Raw genomic sequence first — 18,461 nt, 5'->3', positions numbered from 1 at the left:
GTCCCTCAGGTTTCGGCTCGGCTGGCCCCTTTGCGTGCCAGGAGTCCGGATGGTGCGTTCAGCGATCGGTATCCGGCCCGGATCCGGTCCCATGCGTCCGTGCTAGCCGTCGGCGCCTGCTGGGCCAGGTATCCGTCGATGGCGTCGGCCGCCCAGGCGGAGTGGCCGGTCGCGACGTTGTCGATGGTGTTGTGGATGTCGACGAACGCGGTACTGAAGCCGTGCTTCTTGAGCGACTGCCGGCCGCGGCGATAGTTGCCGCCGACCCCTGACAGCTCCATCGCCAGGTTCAGGCCGAGAATCTCCGGCTCGAACGTGCGCGGAAACCGGCCGATCGCCAGCCAGTAGACCGGCGTATCGAACGACTGGTCCCGGAACCCGGACCAGGTCGCGAACTCCGGCGAGCGAGTCGGTGGGAGGTCGATGCCCATCTCCCGCAACACGGCACGGTAGATCAGCGGATGGTTCAGGCTCAGGTCGCCGTTGCCGAGCTCGTCCCAGTAGGTGTCGAACAGGAAGTGCCCGCGCTCGGAGGAGGCGAGCTGATAGTCGGTGTGGCCGGTCAGCCAGGCACCGTCGATCAGGGTGAGCGGCGCCAGTTGCACGCTCGAGTCGATCAAGTCGGCGCGGTCCGGCAAGGGATCGCCCAGGCCGTTGTGGAACTCCATGTTGTGGAGGTCGTGCTGGTCGAGCAGCCAAGACCGCAGACCGTCCACCGGGTGCTCGTCCGGCAGCGACTGGGCGGACGACTCCATGCCCTGGCCGGACCTGGCGAGCCGCTCTTCCACGTATCGCAGCGCATACCGGCTGGTCGCCGGTGTGATCGTGCGCCGCAACAGACGGAGGTATGCCTGCCGGATGTCCGCGGGAGCGTCGCCGTCGTCGTGGGCGCTTTCCGAGGCCGGGCGGAGCATGATCCGCCGGGGCTGATGGGCGGGCGGTCGCCACCCTGCCCGCTGTGCGGGATCCGCGGGCAGCGCGTCGATCCATCGCTTGATCGTGTCCAGTTCGTTGTCCGGGAATATCCGGAACATCCGGCCCTTGTCCGACACGAGCTCGCCGGTCAGGCGGCTGGCCTCGGACCTGCCCGGCCGGATGAGGCGACTGTTCGCCAGCGCGGTCAGGAACGGGATCGGGTCGGTGCGCGCCTCGGAGAGCCACTCCTGCAGCGGCCGGCCCTGCACGCTGAACCGGTCGTGATAGACGGACGCCTCCCTAGCCCGGGACCGCACCAGCTCCGCCATCTCGAAACCCGGGTCGCGAGCGGCGTCCAGCTCCTGGGCCACCTCGTCGCACCAACGTCGCAGCGCGCCGAACGCCCAGGCGAAGCCGCGCTCGACCGCGGTCGCACCGGCCGTACCGGCTGATTCGACGAACGCGGCCGCCACGGCCCGAGCATCCTCGACCGCCGGCGGCCCGTCCGGCGTGCGCGCGCGGCTCGGATCCAGCGCGTCCCATCCGATCGCGTGCGGAAGCCGGGTCTGAACACCGTCGAGCGGCGGGAGCAGGCCGACCTCACGCAGGCAAAGGTCAAGACCGATGATCTCGCCCCGGTATGCGTCCGGGCGCCGGCTCATCGTCAACGCGACGGCCGGTAGGTAGAAGGACTGGTCGGCGATTCGGCGGTCCTGCGCCAGTTGGCTCGCCGGATGCGCATGCACGGCCACCCGGAGGTGTTGCATGAGAGAGAGGTAGACGCTGCCTCGGGACGCCCGCGGATGCCCGGCGCCGACGTCGCCCGCGAACAGGGAGAGCACCCACATGGTGACCGCTTCCTCGGCGTTGCCCGGCTCGCTCATCCACTGCAGCCAGGCGCCGGACAGCGAGGCCAAGGGGGCACACGCGAGGACCGCCCGGCGGACGAGCACGTCGGCGCGGCCCTCGCGTTCCGCCGCGGCGAAGAGTGCCTCGAAGCGCGAGCGTTGCGTGGCGGCCCAGGCGGCGACCGACGGCCCGAGGTCGGCCAGCGGGACCCGCGAACCGCGATCGTCGGCGCAGCCGCGGTCCAACTCCGCAACGATCGCGGCCCGCAGAGCGTCGGGCAGTGGCGTGCTCTCGGGGTCACACGCGCGGGCGAACACCGTCTGGATCGGCAGCGTCGTCGGGTCGTCTACCGCCTGATCAGAACATCCGGTAGATGGACGCATCGTGCTTCTTCCTCTTCCTACGTCGAAAACCTGGCAATCGCACGCAGAAGGGCCACCGCGAGCCACCTCCCTCGCACAGCGGGGAATGGTGCACGGCATTGCGGCAAGAAGCCGGCCGAACCTCCTGCCAAGAAACCTAACGCCGGGCCAGTGGGGGACCGTGTCCCGTAAAACAGCCCCCCGCCCCGCGCCCCTGGTCCGCGAAGCGGGCCGGGCGCCGCGTCGCCGGTTCACGTGACTGCGCTGGGCAGCCGGAGCTGCGTACGGTCGGTCAGTGTTCACGAGCGACGAGTGGCATTCACCCGGGTCGAACCGCCTCACGGATCGGGCCCGCCGAGGTCAGCCGACAGGCGTGCCCGGGCTTCGTCGAAGAGGACTCGGGAAAGGTGACGGTGAGATGATCGACCGCGAGCCCGGACGGATATGGCGCAACAGCCCGGCCGACGCCATCCTGCTCGGGATTTGCATCGTGCAGTTCGCAGGGACGATCGCGCTGGCCGTGCTGACGCCGGACGGGCTGTGGCCGCGGCTCGGCTCGGCGATCCTGGTCACCGCCATAATGACCTACTCGGTGCTCATCGTTAACCACATGTTCGTGCACCAGCCCTGGTTCACCGACGACCGGCTGAACGCGCTCGTGTCGTTGATGAACTCGGCGAACATCGCGCAGTCGGTACAGGCGTACCAGTTGAGTCACGTCCGCAACCACCACCGGTACAACAACGACCGCAAGCGCGACGGGGTCACCGCCGACCTCAGCTCCACTTACCGATACAGCCGGGACGACGACCACGCCCCGCTCTGGCGGTACCTGGTCTTCAGCCTCGCCGCCTCGGCCCGGGACTTCGTGGGCACCTGGGCGTCCTTGCGCCGGTTGTGCGGCGTCGGCCCGGCGGAGACCACGCTGCGAGGGTGGGCCGCCCGGCACCCGGACCGGCGCGCGGTCGAGCTCGCCCAGATCCGCTACGACCGCTTGGCACACGTGAGTTTCATCGTGCTGCTCGCCGTCCTCTCGTGGCAGTGGCTGCTGCTGTGCTACCTGCCGGCGGTAGCGGCCGCGTTTACCTGGGTCAACGTCCAGAACTACTACCGGCACTTCGGGGCGGATCCGGAGAGCCGGTACGCGAACTCCGTGAGCTACTACAGCCGGCTGTACAACCGGCTGACCTTCAACGACGGGCACCACCAGGAGCACCATCTGCGCCCCACGACGCACTGGACCCGGCTTCCCGAGGTCGCGGCGCAGTATCAGGAGCGGCTCGACGAGGCCGGTCGTGTCGTGTCCACGGTGCCGCCCGTGGTCGGCTTCCTGGACACCGGTCGCATTGGTCGCATCGCCCAACGCTCCTCAGCGACCCGAGCCACCCAATGAACCAGCCGGGCAGACGCCGAGGAGGGGAGCGGTAGTGCGGAATCTCGGCACGCCGGATGACCCGTACGACGTGATCGGGCTGGGCTTCGGACCGTCGAACATCGCACTCGCGATCGCTGCCCAGGAGATCGCGCCGGATCGCCGCTGCCTGTTCCTGGAGCGCTCCGGCGACACGCGCTGGCACGAGGGCATGCTCATCGACGGCGCCCGGATGCAGATCTCCTTCCTCAAGGACCTGGTGTCCCTGCGGAACCTGGCCAGCCCATTCACCTTCCTCCAGTACGAGAAGGCCAAGGGGCGGCTGGAGAGGTTCGTGAACCTCGCCGAGTTCCGGCCGACCCGGCTGGAGTTCCAGGACTACCTGAGGTGGGTCGCCGCACAGTTCGCCGGCATGGTGCGCTACCGCTCCGCGGTCCGCGCGGTGACCGCGGTCCGCGACGACGACGGCACGCTGTCGCTGTTCCGGGTGACCGCGACCGACACCGCGACCGGCGGCGTCGTCGAGTACCACGCCCGCAACATCGTGCACGCGCTCGGCGGCGTACCCCGCGTGCCGGAGGCGGTGACGCTCGGCCCGACCGTGGTGCACTCCAGCGCGTTCCTGCCAACGGTCCCCGAGACGTTCACCGACCGCGACCGCGAGTGGGAGTTCGCGGTCGCCGGCGACGGGCAAAGCGCCGGCGAGATCACCCACTACCTGCTGGATCGGTACCGCAACGCCCGCGTGCACCTGATCCTGCCGGGGTACTCGCTGCGTGCCACCGACAACAACCCGTTCGCGAACGAGCAGTTCTTCGAGGCCAACGCCGCCGACTTCCACTCCCGCAACGAGGCGAACCGGCGCGACTACTACGCCGGCCTGCGAACCACCAACTACGGCGTGGTGGAGGCGAGTTTTCTCGACGAGCTGTACCGGCTGGTCTACGCCGACGAGGTCCGCGGCCGCACCCGCCTCGTGGTGCACGACGGCTCCCGGCTGACCGGGGCGGAGGCCGGGGCCGACGGCACGGGCATCCGGATCGGGGTCGACGCCCGCTTCGGCGGCGAGGCCCGCGTGCTCCGAGTTGACGGCCTGGTGCTGGCCACCGGGTACCGGCGCGAACTGGACTCGGGGATGTACCGCGACGTCCTTCCCTACCTGGACACCGACGCCGACGGCCGACTGGCGGTTTCCCGTGAACACCGCGTGCGCACGACCGACGAGCTGACCTGCGGCCTGTACGTGCAGGGCTTCGCCGAGGCGACGCACGGGCTCGGCGACACGCTGTTGTCGCTGCTGCCCTTCCGGTCCAAGCAGATCATCACAGCCATCGCCAAGGACGGTGGTTCGCTGGCCCGCGCGTTCCCGCCGGCGGGGCACGACGCCGGCCCGGCCGCCGCGACGCTGCTGGCGCTGATCGAGCGATGCGGCTCCGGAACGCTGGTGAGCGCCGGTGCGGGGGAGTTCCCGGTCGCGACCCGGCTGCCGCTGGTGCTGGATCGCGACCGCGGTCGCAACGGCGTCCTGTTCGGGGTGCTCGACCGGACCGATCCGCAGCTGCCGCTGCTGGACGGCGGCAAGGTGCTGGCGATATTCCAGCCGGACGGGGCACCGCCCGGCGAGCCGCAAGCCGGGGACTCGATGTTGATCGAGGTTCGCGGATGCGCCCGGGTGGTGACCGACCGGGACCGACTTGTGGGGCACCTGGCTCGCGTCGACCCGGCGGATTCCGGGCCGGCCGCACGCGCCGACGGTTCGGTCCGGATCGAGATCGAGATCGAGGCCCTTTCCGGCCGGTTCCCCCTGTCATCGGAGCCGCGTGCGGCCGAGAGCGAGAGCGAGAGGCAGTCATGACCGACGCCGACGAGATGTACGTGATCGTTCGCAACGACGAGGAGCAGTACTCGATCTGGCGGTCGGGTCGGCCGGTACCGGCCGGGTGGGAGCAGGTCGGCGAGCCGGCGTCCCGGGATGACTGTCTGGCGCGCATCGGCGAGTTGTGGACGGACATGCGCCCGGCCAGCCTGCGGGCCGCCATGAGCGCCTCCGCTGAGGAGCAGAGGACGCACAGTGGCTGAGCCAGAGTACGCGACCGGGTCTCCAGCCAGCTCCTACCTCCCCGTCGGTCTCCACTCGTACTGCTGAGCAGCAATGACGACAGCGAATGATGAGGAAGTGGCGTTAGTGGATCAGAAGCCAGCCGCACGGCCCAACGTCCTGCGCCGGTCGTGCACGTTGCTGCTCGCCGCCTTCCGCGCCCATCCGGGTCCAATGAGCTGGGGGCTGGTCGCCGCGATGCTGTACGGAGCGGGACTGACCGTCTGGTCCGTCGCGCTCGGCGAGCTGGTCAACCGCGTGGTGATACCGAGGTTCGAGGGCGGCCAGGTGGCCACCGGCACCGCCGTCGCCGTGGTCCTGGTCGTGCTCGCGATCGGCGTGGTCAAGGGCACGGCGGCGCTGATCCTGCGATGGACTGCCGCCTCGACCCGGGCCCGGTTCGATGCCACCCTGCGGGAGGCCGTGGTCGAGCGGTACGACGCGTTGCCGATCGCCTACCATCGGGCCCACCCGACCGGCGAGAAGCTGGCGCACGTGACCAGCGACCCGGAGACGGCCGCGGACCTGCCGGCCCGAGTGCCGCAGGTACTCGGCATGTTCCTGATGTTCCTGGTCACCGCCGGCTGGATGCTGGCGGTGGACCCGATCCTGGCAGTGGTCGGCGGTGCCTCGATCCCGGCGCTGCTGCTGGTCAACTCCGTGTATCAGAAACGGGTCGAAAAGCTCGCCGTGGAGGCCCAGGAGCGGATGGGGCGGGTGACCGCGGTCGCCCATGAGAGTTTCGACGGCGCGTTCCTGGTGAAGACGCTCGGCCGGGACCGCGAAGAGCGGGACAGGTTCGACGCCGAATCGGCCCGTCTCCGCGATGCGAACATCAAGCTGGCCGGTCGGGAATGGCTGATGAACGAGCTGTTCGACCTGATCCCGGCCGCCACGTCGCTGATCATCCTGGTGATCGGGGCATGGCGGGTGAACAGCGGCGCGATCACGGTCGGCCAGCTGGTCAGCTTCGTCAGCCTGTTTGCCCTGCTGGCGGTGCCGCTCAGCGTTATCGGCAACGTGCTGGCCCACGTGCCGCACGTGCTGGCGGGGTACGGCCGGGTGCAGAAGGTGCTCGGCGAGACGCCTCCGCCGGCCGTGGTGGATCCGCAACCGCTGCCGACGGGTCCGCTCGGCCTCAGCGTCCGCGGTCTCGGCTTCGCCTACCCGGACGGCCCGGTGGTCCTTTCGGATGTGAGCTTCGACGTCCCGGCCGGCGCGACCGTCGCGATCACCGGGAGTACCGGGTCGGGTAAGAGCACGCTGCTGCTGGCGCTGGCCGGCCTGCTGCCCCCGACCGGCGGCACGGTGCTACTGAACGGGGTCGACCTGTACCGGGTCGCCGCAGCCGACCGGGCGGCGGCCTGTGCGGCGGTCTTCCAGGAGCCGTTCCTGTTCGCCGGCACGCTGGCCCAGAACGTCCGGCTCGACTTCGACCGCACCCCGTCGGAAGCACCCGCGGACGCCGACCGGGAGCGGCTGGACGAGGCGCTCCGCCTCGCCCGGGCCACCGCCATCGTCGAGCGCCAGCCGGACGGGCTGGCGACTCGGGTCGGCGAGCGTGGGGTGAGGCTGTCCGGCGGCGAACGACAACGCCTCGCGCTGGCCCGGGCCCTGGTCCGTCAGCCCCGGGTGCTGCTGCTGGACGAAGCCACGTCCGCGGTGGACGCGACCACCCAGCAGGAGATCATGAGCGGGCTGGCCACCAGCCTGCCGTCCACCACCACGATCGTCGTCACCACCAGCGCCGCGACGCTGGCCGGGGCCGACGCGGTCGTGTACCTCGACAGCGGCCGCGTGGCCGGTGTCGGCGCCCATGGGGACCTGCTCCGGATCGACGACTACGACCGGCTGATCCGGGGATTCGAGCGAGAGCAGGTAGCGGCATGAGTGCGTTCGTGATCGATCCCGACGGTATTTCCGGGTCGACGCCCGCGGTGCTTCGGCGCGGCCTCGCCGCCATCCCGGAGATCCGCGACGGCCTGGCCCTGACGATCGTCCTCGCACTGGTCGGCGGGTTCGGCCGGCTGGCCGTACCGGTCCTCGTCCAGCAGCTCCTCGACCGGGGACTCAGCAACGGGCGCATCGACGTCGGTCAACTGGTTCGCCTGGGCGCGCTGGCGGGGGTGGCGGTGCTGGGTACCGCCCTGGTCAACTGGGTGAGCCTGCTGCGCCTTGCGGTTGCCAGCGAGCGCGCACTGTGCGGGCTGCGGGTCCGCGCCTTCGGCCACGTACACCGGCTCAGCGTGGCGTACCACTCGGCCGAGACGCGCGGGAAGCTGGTGTCCCGGGTGACCTCCGACGTCGGGACCCTCGGCCAGTTCCTGCAGTGGGGCGGCATCGCCTGGGTGGTGAACGGCGCCGCTATGCTGGCTGCCCTCGTCGGCATGCTGTACTACGACGTCTGGCTGACACTGGTCACGGTTGCGCTGATCCTGCCGATGGTCGTCCTCATCAACGTGCTGACCCGGCGCCTCGGGCCCACGCACTCCGCGGTCCGGGGCCGGGTCGCCGATGTGCTCACGGTGACCTCGGAGACGATCCAGGGTACGGCCGTCATCCGCGCCTACGGCATCTCGGAGCCGAGCCTGCGGCGGACCACGGCGACCATCCGCCGCTGGCGGGACACGAAGGCTCGCGCCGGCCATCTGGGCAGCGTGCTGTTCTCCCTCTCCGAGCTGTTCGCCGCGATCGTGGCGGTCGGCGTCGTCGCGGTGGGCCTGGCGATCGGCCCGTCGACCGGGCACACCGCCGGCGAGCTGGTCGCGTTCCTCCTGCTGGTGACCCTGTTCATGGGGCCGGTGGGGCAGTTCACTCAGGTCATCGACTTCGCGCAGACTGCCGCGGCCGGCTGGCGACGGGTGCTGGCACTGCTGGACATCGTCGAGGACGTCACCGAGCCGGTCGACGGCCGGCAGCTGCCGGCCAGCCCGCCGGAGGTGGTCGTACGGAATGTCACCTTCAGCTACCCGAACGCCGGCACGGCCCTGACCGACGTGTCGTTCGAAGTGCCGGCCGGTCGCCAGGTCGCGCTGGTCGGCGCCACCGGATCGGGCAAGACGACGCTGACGAAGCTGATCGCCCGGCTGGCCGACCCGGACCGCGGCCAGATCCTGATCGGCGGCGTGGACACACGGGAGATCGCGACCGAGTCGCTGCGCTCGCGCGTGGTGGTCGTGCCGCAGGAACCGTTCCTTTTCGACACCACGGTCGAGGAGAACGTCCGGTACGGGCGACCGTCCGCCACCCGTGCCGACGTCGAGCGGGCCTTCCACGATCTGGGTGCGGAAGCGTTCCTCGCCGGCCTGCCGAGCGGCCTGGACACCCCGGTCGGGCAGCGCGGCGAGAGCCTGTCCGCGGGCGAGCGGCAGCTGGTCGCGCTGGCCCGCGCGCACCTGGCCGACCCGGCCTGCCTGATCCTCGACGAGGCGACCTCGGCCGTGGACCCGCAGATCGAGCTGACGCTCATCGAGGCGTTGCGCCGGCTCACCGCGGGCCGCACGTCGTTGACCGTCGCGCACCGGCTGGCCACCGCCGAACGGGCCGACGAGGTGATCGTGCTCGACGGCGGCCGGCTGGTGGAACGCGGCCGGCACGACGAGCTGCTCGCGGCGGGCGGTGTCTACACCGGCTTGTACGACAGCTGGCGGCGATCCACGGCCGCCGGCACGGTCGCCTGACCCGAACGCTTCATCTCTACAGCACGGAAAGAGGTAGGCGATCGATGTCCGATCTCTGCGTACATCAGTTGATCGAAGCCCAGGCGGCGCGCACCCCGGACGCGCCGGCGATCATGTCCGGTGACGGTGTCCTGAGCTTCCGCCAGCTCGACGAGCGGGCCGGCGAGCTGGCCGACCGGCTCGCTGTGCGCGGTGTGCGGCCGGAGGTCCGGGTCGGGGTCGCCGTCGAACAGTCCGCCCGCTGGCTGGTGACATTGCTCGCGGTGTGGAAGGCCGGTGGCGTCTACGTTCCTCTGGACGCCGCGCTGCCCGCCGGGCTGGTGGCGGGGATGCTTGCCGACGCCGAGGTGGAGCTGGTGATCCGCGGTGGACCGGAGAGAACGTTCGACGGTGCCGGGTTCTCGGTGGTCGACCTGGCCGACCTCATGGCCGAACCGGCCGGCTCGGCCGAACCGGACCCGACTGGTGCCCGGCCGGCGCTGTGGCCCGGCAATCTCGCGTACTGCGCCTTCACCTCCGGCTCGACCGGCCGGCCGAAGGCCGTCGGGGTCTCGCATGCCAGCCTGGCCGAACACGCCGCTGCGATCCAGGCGGAGCTGGGCCTACGGTCGTCCGACCGGTTCCTGCAGTTCACCTCGATGCACATCGACGCCTCGCTGGAGGAGGTGCTGCCGGCATGGCTGGCCGGCGCCGCGGTCGTGCTGCCGGACACGCCCCGGCCGACGAGCGTCGAGCTGACCGACGTGATGAAGGCCCGCGGGGCGACCATGGTGAGCCTCCCGAGCAACTACTGGCACCAGTGGGCGGACGACCTCGTCGCCGGGATCGTGTCGCTGCCCGACAGCCTGCGTACCGTGTTCGTCGGCGGGGACAAGCTGCGGATGGACCGGCTCGCCCTCTGGATGGAGGCGGTCGGCTCGCGGCCCGTGGACTTCGTCGCCGACTACGGGCCCACCGAGACCACGATCAGCTGCACCACCTACCGGCCGGACCCGGCGAACCTGCCGGACGTCGGACTCGTGCCGATCGGCCGACCACTGCCCGGGGTGACCGTGCACCTGCTCGACGACGAGCTGGCGCCGGTGGCCGACGGGGAACCCGGGGACGTGTGGATCGCCGGCTTCGGGCTGGCCCGCGGCTATCTGGGTGCGCCGTCCACCACCGCCGACCGGTTCTGGCCGGACCCGTTCGGGCCGCCCGGCGCCCGGATGTACCGGACCGGTGACCGGGCCAACCGGATGCCGGACGGGAACCTGCAGTTCCTCGGCCGGTCCGACCGCCAGGTCAAGATTCGCGGGTTCCGGGTCGAGCCCGGCCAGGTGGAGAACGCGGTGCGGGCCTGCGCCGGCGTACGCGACGCCGTCGTGGTCGCGGCCGACGACCCGGTTTCCGGCGCCCGGCTGATCGCCTACGTCGAGGGGGAACACACGCCGGCCGCGGACGCAGCGCTCCGCGCCGAACTGGCCGACCGGCTGCCCGCCGTCATGCTCCCGCGGACCATCGTCTGGCTGGACCGGATCCCGCGATCCCCGCTGAACCGAAAAGTCCTGCCGTCCGAGCTGCCGCCACCACCACCCGCCGACCCCGCCGTGGAAGACGCGGCCATGTCCTCCGGTGTGGAAGGCGTCGTCGCGCGACTCGTCGCCGACGTGCTGGGCCGGCCGGCCGGCGCCGACGAGGACTTCTTCGCGGCCGGCGGCGACTCCCTGCGCGGTCTGCAACTGCTCAGCGGCATCGCCCGGGCCACCGGTGCGGCTCTATCGTTCAACGAGCTGCGCTCCGCCCCAACCGTGACCGCCCTCGCCGCGCTGGTCAAGGGGACCAGCCGGCGAGACACCGGCGGCGGAGTCGTCGCGGCGTCCGGCGAGCACGACGAATGGCGGCCGGCCTCGCGCGGCCAGGCAGCGCTGTGGTACCTGGACCGGCTGCAGCAGGGTGTCGCGACCTACGCCGTACCCCTCGGATACTGGATTTCCGGACCGCTCGATATCGAGCGGATGGATGCCGCGCTCACCGCGCTGGTGGAGCGGCACGAGGCGTTGCGGACCACCCTCGCGGAACGGGACGGCCGCGTCTGGTCCCGGCTCCAGCCGCCAGAGCCGGTCCGTACCGAGGTGAGATCCGTCGCCGACCGGGCGGCCGCGGCGCGCCTGGCCGAGGCCGAGGCGGCCCGGCCGTTCGACCTGTCCGCCGGACCGCTGGTGCGGTCCTGCTGCTACCGGGTCGACGACGAGCAGCACCTGTGGTTGCTCAATGTGCACCACAGCGTCTTTGACGCATGGTCGCTGGGAGTGTTCTGGCGAGAGTTCGCCGCGCTGTACCAGGACCGCCCGCTGCCTTCGCCGTCCGTGCGGTTCGCCGACTATGTGGCCTGGCAGGAGCGCTGGCTGGGCTCGGAGGAGGCGGCCGGGCAGCGGCGGTACTGGGTGGAGCAGCTCGACGGCGACGCGCCGGTGCTGGAACCCGGTCGGCCGACCGGGGCGGAGGGGCAGGCCGGGTTCTCGATACCGCTCGACCTCGCCGGCGTCGGCCTGGCCGCGGTGGAGCGGGTGGCCCGCGCTTATGGATCTACTCCGTTCGGCGTGTTGCTGGCCGGCTTCCTCGGCACGCTGCACCGGATGACCGGCGGCGCCGACGACGTGGTGGTCGGGGTCCCGATGGCCGGCCGGGTCCGGCCCGGTACCGAGGACCTGATCGGCTACCTGGTCAACACCGTGCCGCTGCGGATGCGATTCACCCCCGGCATGCGCTTCCGGGACCTGGTGGAGCGCACCGACGCGGCGCTGGCCGAGGCGCTGTCCCGGCAGGACCTGCCGTTCGTGGAGATGGTCGGCGGTCGTTCCCCCGGCGGGGCCGACAACCCCGTCTTCCAGACCATGTTCGTCCTCGAGTCCACCCCGATGGACGGCGGCGGCGAGATCGACGGCCTTCAGATCACCGAGCAGCAGATCCACTCCGGTACCGCCAAGGTCGCGCTGACCTGCACGATGCGGCTGGACGACGGGACGCTGGTCGGCGAGGTGGAGTACGCCACCCGCCGGTTTGACCGCCCGTCCGCCGGCCGCTGGCAGGAAGCCTTGCTGACGCTCCTCGCATCGGCACTGGCGGACCCGGCGGCCCAGCTGGCCGAGCTGCCGCTCTTGCCGGCCGCCTCGGCCACCGCCCAGCTGGCCGCGATCAACGCCGGCCACGAGGACCGCGGCGCCGCCCGGACGCTGCTGCACGATGGTTTCCATGCCGCGCTGGCCCGAGACCCGGACGCGGTGGCCGTGCAGGCGTGGACGAGCTCGGTCAGCTACGCCGACCTGGACGCTCGCGCCGAGGCGGTGGCGACCGCGCTGGCGGCCGCTGGCATCGGGCCGGAGTCCCTGGTCGGGGTGTGCGTCCCGCGCTCGGTGGAGTCGATCGCGGCGCTTCTCGGGGTACTCCGCGCGGGTGCCGGCTTCGTACCGCTGGATGCCGGCTACCCGGCCGAACGCCTGCGCTGGATAGCCGCCGACTGCAAGATGGCGGCGGTGATCGCCGCGGGGCCGCCGCCGGCCGGCCTGGAGGGCCTGCCGATCGTCGACACGGCCACGCCGATCGTCGACACGGCCGCGCCGATCGTCGACACGGCCGCGCCGATCGTCGACGCGGCCGCGCCGGACCGGAGGCACCGTCGGATCCACCCGCGGAACACGGCCTTCGTCTACTACACGTCCGGGTCCACGGGCCGGCCCAAGGGCGTCGTCATCGACCACGGCTGCGCGGCGTCCCGGGTGGAGTGGATCGCCCGGCGGTACGAGCTCGAGCCCGGCCGGCGAGTCGTGCACAAGACGCCGTTGATCTTCGACGTCGCGATCTGGGAGATCTTCGCGACGCTCGGCGCCGGCGCCACCGTCGAGCTGGCCGAGGCGGGCTCGGAGACGGACGTGCCGTACCTGGCCGAGCTGCTCGCCGAGCCGGGCACGGTGCTGGCCCACTTCGTACCGTCGATGCTGGACATGTACCTGGCCACCGTTCCGGCCACCAAGTACCCGGACCTCGGCTGCGTGCAGACCTCCGGCGAGGCGGTGCCGGCGGCGCTACTGGAGCGGTTCGCCGCCCACTTCGATCTCGACCTGCACAACGCGTACGGGCAGACGGAGACCTCGGAGGTCGCGCTCTGGACCGGGCGCGCCTGGCCGGCCGGCGGCGGCGTCCCGATGGGCCGGGCGGTCAACGGCTACCGGCTGTACGTGCTGGACGAAGCGCTCCGGCCGATCCCGCCGGGCGTGGTCGGCGAGCTGTACGTCGCCGGCGTGGACGGCCTGGCCCGCGGCTACCTCGGACAGCCGGAGCTGACGGCGCAACGGTTCCTGCCGCACCCCTGCCCGGTGGTGCCGGGGGAGCGGCTGTACCGCACCGGTGACCTCGCCAGCTCCGACGACGACGGCGTGCTGCACTACGCCGGCCGGGCGGACAACCAGGCCAAGGTCAGGGGCGTACGGGTGGAGCCCGGCGAGATCGAGGCGGTGCTGGACAGCCACCCGGCGGTCGAGCGGGCGGTGGTGGCGATCCGGGAGGACGAGCCCGGCGTCAAGGAGATCGTGGCCTATGTGGTCGGGCCGGACGCCTTCATCCCCGAGGTCGCCGAGTATCTGGCCGGGTACCTGTCCCAGTATCTGCTGCCGGCGGTGTACGTGAAGCTGGATGCCCTGCCGCTGACCCCGTCCGGCAAGGTGGACCGGCAGGCGCTGCCCGTTCCCACCATCCGGGACCGGGAGGCCCGGACCGGTGTCTCGGAGGTCACCTCGGTGATCGAGGCGGAGGTCGCCGAGGTGTGGTGCGACCTGCTGCAGGTCAACCAGGTCGGACGCAACCAGAACTTCTTCTCGGTCGGCGGCACCTCACTGTCGGCCCTGCAGATGTTACACCGAATCAAGACCCGGTTCGGGACATCGATCACCGTCCGGCAGTTCTTCGACGCACCGACGATCGCCGGCGTGGCCGGGTACGTGGAGACGGCGCTGGCCGCCGAGGTGGCCACGATGTCCGACGACGACGCCGAGCCGCTCGGCGATACGGGAGGGGTCAGCCGATGACCACGTTGGACGCGAACAAGCAGCGGCTGCTCATGAAGTTGCTGCGCGAGCGGGCCACCGCGGTCGCCGTGCCGCGCATCACCCCGGTGCCGCCGGGGACCGCCGTTCCGCTCAACCCGTCGCAGGCGGGGATCTGGTTCTCCTGCCGGCAGTACCCGGACAGCAGCGAGTACAGCATTCCGGACCTGCAGGTCATGGAGCGGGCGCTGGACCAATCGACACTGCGCGCCGCCACGGCGGAGGTGATGGCCCGGCACGACATCCTGCGAGTGCGGATGTTCGAGCGCGACGGTGTCCCGATGCAGCAGGACTGCGGCCTCATCGAGCCGCCGGTGACCTGGCACGACCTGCGGCACCTGCCGGCGGACGAGGCGGCGGCGCGCGCCATCGAGATCAGCAACCGGGCCGCCCAGCGTCCGATCCCGCTCGACGAGCCGTGCTTCTTCACGATCATCGGATTCGCGTTGCCCGGCGAGCGCACCATGCTGGCGACCAACTTCCACCACCTGGTCGCCGACGGACTCTCCCGGGAGCAGGTCGTCCGGGAGTTGAACGCGTTGCTCGCCGGCCGGACACTCGACCCGCCCCCGGCGGTCGGCTTCCTCGACTACGTGGCCTGGGAACGCGAGAACACCGACGAGGCGAGGGTCCAGCGCGATTTGGCCTACTGGACCCACAATCTGACCGGTCATCTGCCGGTGCTGGACCTGCCGAGGGACCATCCCCGGCCGGCCCGAGCCAGCCGCGCCGCATCCACCGTGCCGGTCACGATTCCCGGTTCGTTGCTGACTCGGCTGCAGCGGCTGGCGGCAGACGACGGGGTCACCGTGTTCGTTGTCGTCCTCGCCGCGTACAAGCTGTTCCTGGCCCGGATGGCGGGGCAGCAGGACATCCTCGTCGGCGTCCCGCTGGCCGGCCGGGACCAAGAGGTCGCCGAGTCGATGGTGGGCTGCTTCGTGCGGACGGTGCCGATGCGCACCGACTTGTCCGGCGACCCGACGTTCCGCGAGGTCGTCCGCCGGGTGCACGAGGCATTCCTGGAGGCCCACGACCATCAGGCCGTACCGTACGCCCGGGTGGTGGCCGAACTGGGGTTGCCCCGGCTGTCCGGGGTGCACCAGGTGTTCCAGACCATCGTCACGCTGCTGCAGCCGGTCGGCGGCTCGGGCCGGGCGGCCGAGAAGAGTGTGGCGCTGAACACGAACGCCATGCCGGTAGACCTGGCCCTGATCCTGCACCCGGACGGCGACGCGCTCGACGGCATCATGTTGTACTCGGGCGACCTGTTCGACCGGGGGACCGCGCTCCGATACGCAGGTGTTTTCGAGCATCTGCTGGCCGCGGCCGCCGAGCGGCCGGACGCGCGAGCGTTCGAGCTGCCGCTGCTGTCGCAGGCAGAGCGAGAGCGCGTGCTGCACGGGCTCAACCGGGACGTCCGGCCGGACGTCGCGTACTGCACGCTGGCGCAGCCGTTCGAGGAGCAGGTCCGGCGCGCCCCGGACGCGATCGCGGTGTGCGGTGCCGAGGGCCAGTTCAGCTACGCCGAGTTGAACGCCCGGGCCAACCGGCTGGCGTGGTTCCTGCGCGACACCGGGGTCGGTCCGGGAAACGTCGTGGCGCTGTGCCTTTCCCCTGGGGTCGACCAGACGGTCGCGCTGCTTGCCGCGGCTAAGGTCGGCGCCCCGTACGTAACGCTCGATCCGGAGGAGGGCCGGCTCGGGGCGATGCTGGACGGTGCCGCCCCGGCTGCGGTGATCATTGACGGGTCGACGGCGGGCCGCGTGCCGGCAGGACCGTGGCAGGTGCACTCGTTTGCGGAGTCCGGCCGGTGGGCCGGGGCGCCCGCCGACGACCTGCCGGTCGAGGCAACCGGGTACGACCTGCTGTGCCTGCGCTACACGGCGCACGCCACCGACCGGCCGGCCGCGATCGCCTACCCGGTCGAGGGGGCGCTGGCCGAGCTGGCGCAACTTCAGCACGACCATCCCCTCGGTGCCGGCGACGTGGCGCTCCTGGCGACGCCCGAGGACTGCTTCTGGCCGCTGTCGCAGGGTGCGACGGTCGCGTTGGCGCCGCCAGCGGTGCACCGGGACCCGCGGCGGCTGGCGGACTATGTGGAGGCGTACGGCGTCACGACGCTGTCGGTCGTGCCGTCGATGGTGCCGGACGTGGCCGGGTTCCCGGGCGACCTCGTCGCCGGCTACGGGCCGGCCGAGACCGGACGGGTCACCGACCAGGGCCGGCCGGCCGGCCACCGCGCCCTCTACGTGCTGGACGAGGCGCTGGCGCCGGTGCCGATCGGCGTGGTCGGCGAGCTCTACGTCGGCGGCGAGATCGGCCTCGCCCGCGGATACCACCAGCGGCCGGCGCTGACCGCGCACCGGTTCGTGGCCGACCCGTTCGCTGCCCCCGGCGCCCGCATGTTCCGCACCGGCGAGCTCTGCCGGCACCGGGAGGACGGCGTGCTGGAGCACCTTGGCCCGATCGACCGGCAGGTCCGTATCCACGGCCTGCGCGTCGAGTCGGCCGAGATCGAGGCGGCCTTCACCGACCAGGACGGCGTGCGGCGCGCCGTCGTGACCGCGGCGCCGGACGGCGGCCTCGCCGCCTTCGTGGTGCCGGACGGGGAACGTGAGCTGTCCGGGAGAAGACTCGTCGATGGCGCCGCCGCGCGGCTGCCGGAGTACCTGATGCCGGCAACCGTCACGGTAGTGGAGGAGATCCCCCGGAGGGGCAGCGGCGAGATCGACGTGGCCGCGCTGCTCGACCTCCGGGACCGCGACACGGAAGCTGACCGCACCGACGCACCCGAGACCGAGATGGAGGCGCGGCTGGCCGGGATTTTCTGTCGGGTCCTGCGCCGGGACTCGGTCTCGGTCACCGAGAGCTTCTTCAACATGGGTGGCCACTCGCTGCTGGTCTTCAAGCTGATCGAGGAATGCGCGAGCGAGTTCGGGCTGAAGCCGAGCGTCCTGGACGTGTTCACCGGCCCGACGGTCCGCGCGCTGGCGGCGACGCTGGGCGCGATGCGACCTGCAGCGGGCGTGGACGCGCTGGTGAGCCTGGTCGAGCACCCGGGCGCGCCGCTGGTGGTCTTCGTGCACGCCGCGAGCGGTTCGGTGCTGCCGTTCTACCAGGTGGCCAAGCGGCTCGGGCGGGAGTTCGCGGTGTACGCGCTTCAGTCGCCGCCGGACGGTCCGCCGGCGTCGATCGAGGAGATCGCGGCCCGCTACGTGGACGAGGTCGACGCGGTACGCGGCGTCGCCCCGGTCGTGGTCGCCGGCTGGTCGATGGGCGGCGCCGTGGCGCTGGAGATGGCCCGCCGCTGGCTGCATCGCAACGAGCGGGTCGCCGCGACCCTGCTGCTGGACACCTGGGCGCCGCCCGCGTTCATGTCCGCGGCGGCGGACGCGGCCCAGGTCCGGGCTTCGGTCCTGGCGCTGGACGTGCTGCGCCTGGAGGGGGCCGACGCCACCCCGGCGACGCAGGCCGAGCTGGCCGAGACCGTCGAACGCAACCGCGCGGCGTTCCTCGACTACCGGCCGGAGTACTACCCGGCCGAGGTGGACCTCCTGCGCGCGAGCGACCCGCTGCCCGCCGACGCGCCGCCGTTCCCGGCCGGCTACATGGACGGCGACCGCGGCTGGTCCGCCCTCGCCGCCGAGGTGACGACCGTCGAGATCAAGGGAAACCACCTGAGCCTCTTCGACCAGGAGCACGCCGACCAACTAGCGGCGGCGATCAGCGCCGCGATCGCCCGGCGGATGGGCTACGAGGAAATCTGAGCGCGGCCCGGCCGTGTGGCCGGGCCGCTCCACGCGAGGACCTGGCCCCCTGGAGGCCGAGGCCGAGCGACGCGGCGTCCCGCTGACCTTCGTCCTGGCCGAGGCAGTCATCAAGTTCGCCGCCGACTTGCGCCGGGGACGTAAGCCCCGTGCTGTTCGTTCCCGAATTGGTCATGGCCGAACTCGACTGCTGGTGCCACAAGCGGCTGACCGGTGCCGAGACCTGCAGCGCTCCTACGCCGACCTCAGCCTCGGGGCGGTCGACGCAAGCGTGATCGCGCTGGTCGAGCGGATCCGCGAGCCGAAGGTTGCGACGCTCGATCACCGCCGCTTCCGG

The 18,461-nt window shown here is 71.6% G+C and carries 8 protein-coding genes; 7 read left to right on the top strand and 1 reads right to left on the bottom strand.

The features are described from left to right. Positions 1–5 precede the first annotated feature (5 nt). Positions 6–2,381, bottom strand: a complete 2,376-nt coding sequence (locus FLL47_RS24465) for an iron-containing redox enzyme family protein (protein ID WP_222106178.1) — start codon at positions 2,379–2,381, stop codon at positions 6–8. A gap of 163 nt (positions 2,382–2,544) precedes the next feature. Between FLL47_RS24465 and FLL47_RS24460 the strand changes: the two genes are divergently transcribed. The 7 genes from FLL47_RS24460 (at position 2,545) to FLL47_RS24430 (ending at position 18,124) form a co-directional block, all read left to right on the top strand. Then, a complete protein-coding gene (locus FLL47_RS24460) occupies positions 2,545–3,519 on the top strand; it encodes a fatty acid desaturase family protein (RefSeq protein WP_144122896.1) in 975 nt (324 codons plus the stop codon). Between the two features lie 34 nt (positions 3,520–3,553). Further along, the gene (locus FLL47_RS24455) at positions 3,554–5,353 is read left to right on the top strand and encodes a SidA/IucD/PvdA family monooxygenase (protein ID WP_144122895.1); all 1,800 of its coding nucleotides are present in this window, start codon (positions 3,554–3,556) and stop codon (positions 5,351–5,353) included. Further along, positions 5,350–5,577 (top strand): MbtH family protein, encoded by a 228-nt coding sequence (locus tag FLL47_RS24450; RefSeq protein ID WP_144122894.1) that lies wholly within the window; start codon positions 5,350–5,352, stop codon positions 5,575–5,577. The genes FLL47_RS24455 and FLL47_RS24450 overlap by 4 nt, the downstream gene beginning before the upstream one ends. Positions 5,578–5,650: 73 nt before the next feature. Further along, positions 5,651–7,486 carry an ABC transporter ATP-binding protein gene (locus tag FLL47_RS24445; protein ID WP_144122893.1) on the top strand — a complete coding sequence of 612 codons (1,836 nt, stop codon included), beginning with the start codon at positions 5,651–5,653 and terminating at the stop codon, positions 7,484–7,486. Next, the gene (locus FLL47_RS24440) at positions 7,483–9,276 is read left to right on the top strand and encodes an ABC transporter ATP-binding protein (RefSeq protein ID WP_144122892.1); all 1,794 of its coding nucleotides are present in this window, start codon (positions 7,483–7,485) and stop codon (positions 9,274–9,276) included. The genes FLL47_RS24445 and FLL47_RS24440 overlap by 4 nt, the downstream gene beginning before the upstream one ends. 68 nt (positions 9,277–9,344) lie before the next feature. Further along, positions 9,345–14,339 carry a non-ribosomal peptide synthetase gene (locus tag FLL47_RS24435; RefSeq protein ID WP_186315890.1) on the top strand — a complete coding sequence of 1,665 codons (4,995 nt, stop codon included), beginning with the start codon at positions 9,345–9,347 and terminating at the stop codon, positions 14,337–14,339. Next, positions 14,336–18,124 (top strand): non-ribosomal peptide synthetase, encoded by a 3,789-nt coding sequence (locus FLL47_RS24430; protein WP_144122890.1) that lies wholly within the window; start codon positions 14,336–14,338, stop codon positions 18,122–18,124. Before FLL47_RS24435 ends, FLL47_RS24430 begins: the two co-directional genes overlap by 4 nt. The last annotated feature ends 337 nt before the right edge of the window (positions 18,125–18,461 follow it).

Origin of the sequence: Catellatospora sichuanensis (genome assembly GCF_007483665.1) — a bacterium.
Lineage (GTDB): Bacteria > Actinomycetota > Actinomycetes > Mycobacteriales > Micromonosporaceae > Catellatospora > Catellatospora sichuanensis.
This window is presented reverse-complemented; position numbering and strand designations above follow the sequence as displayed.

What these genes read in the sequence shown, in the direction of transcription:
- FLL47_RS24460 (WP_144122896.1), top strand. Translation starts at nt 2,545, where the DNA reads ATGATCGACCGCGAGCCCGGACGGATATGGCGCAACAGCCCGGCCGAC.
- FLL47_RS24450 (WP_144122894.1), top strand. Translation starts at nt 5,350, where the DNA reads ATGACCGACGCCGACGAGATGTACGTGATCGTTCGCAACGACGAGGAG.
- FLL47_RS24445 (WP_144122893.1), top strand. Translation starts at nt 5,651, where the DNA reads ATGACGACAGCGAATGATGAGGAAGTGGCGTTAGTGGATCAGAAGCCA.
- FLL47_RS24440 (WP_144122892.1), top strand. Translation starts at nt 7,483, where the DNA reads ATGAGTGCGTTCGTGATCGATCCCGACGGTATTTCCGGGTCGACGCCC.
- FLL47_RS24430 (WP_144122890.1), top strand. Translation starts at nt 14,336, where the DNA reads ATGACCACGTTGGACGCGAACAAGCAGCGGCTGCTCATGAAGTTGCTG.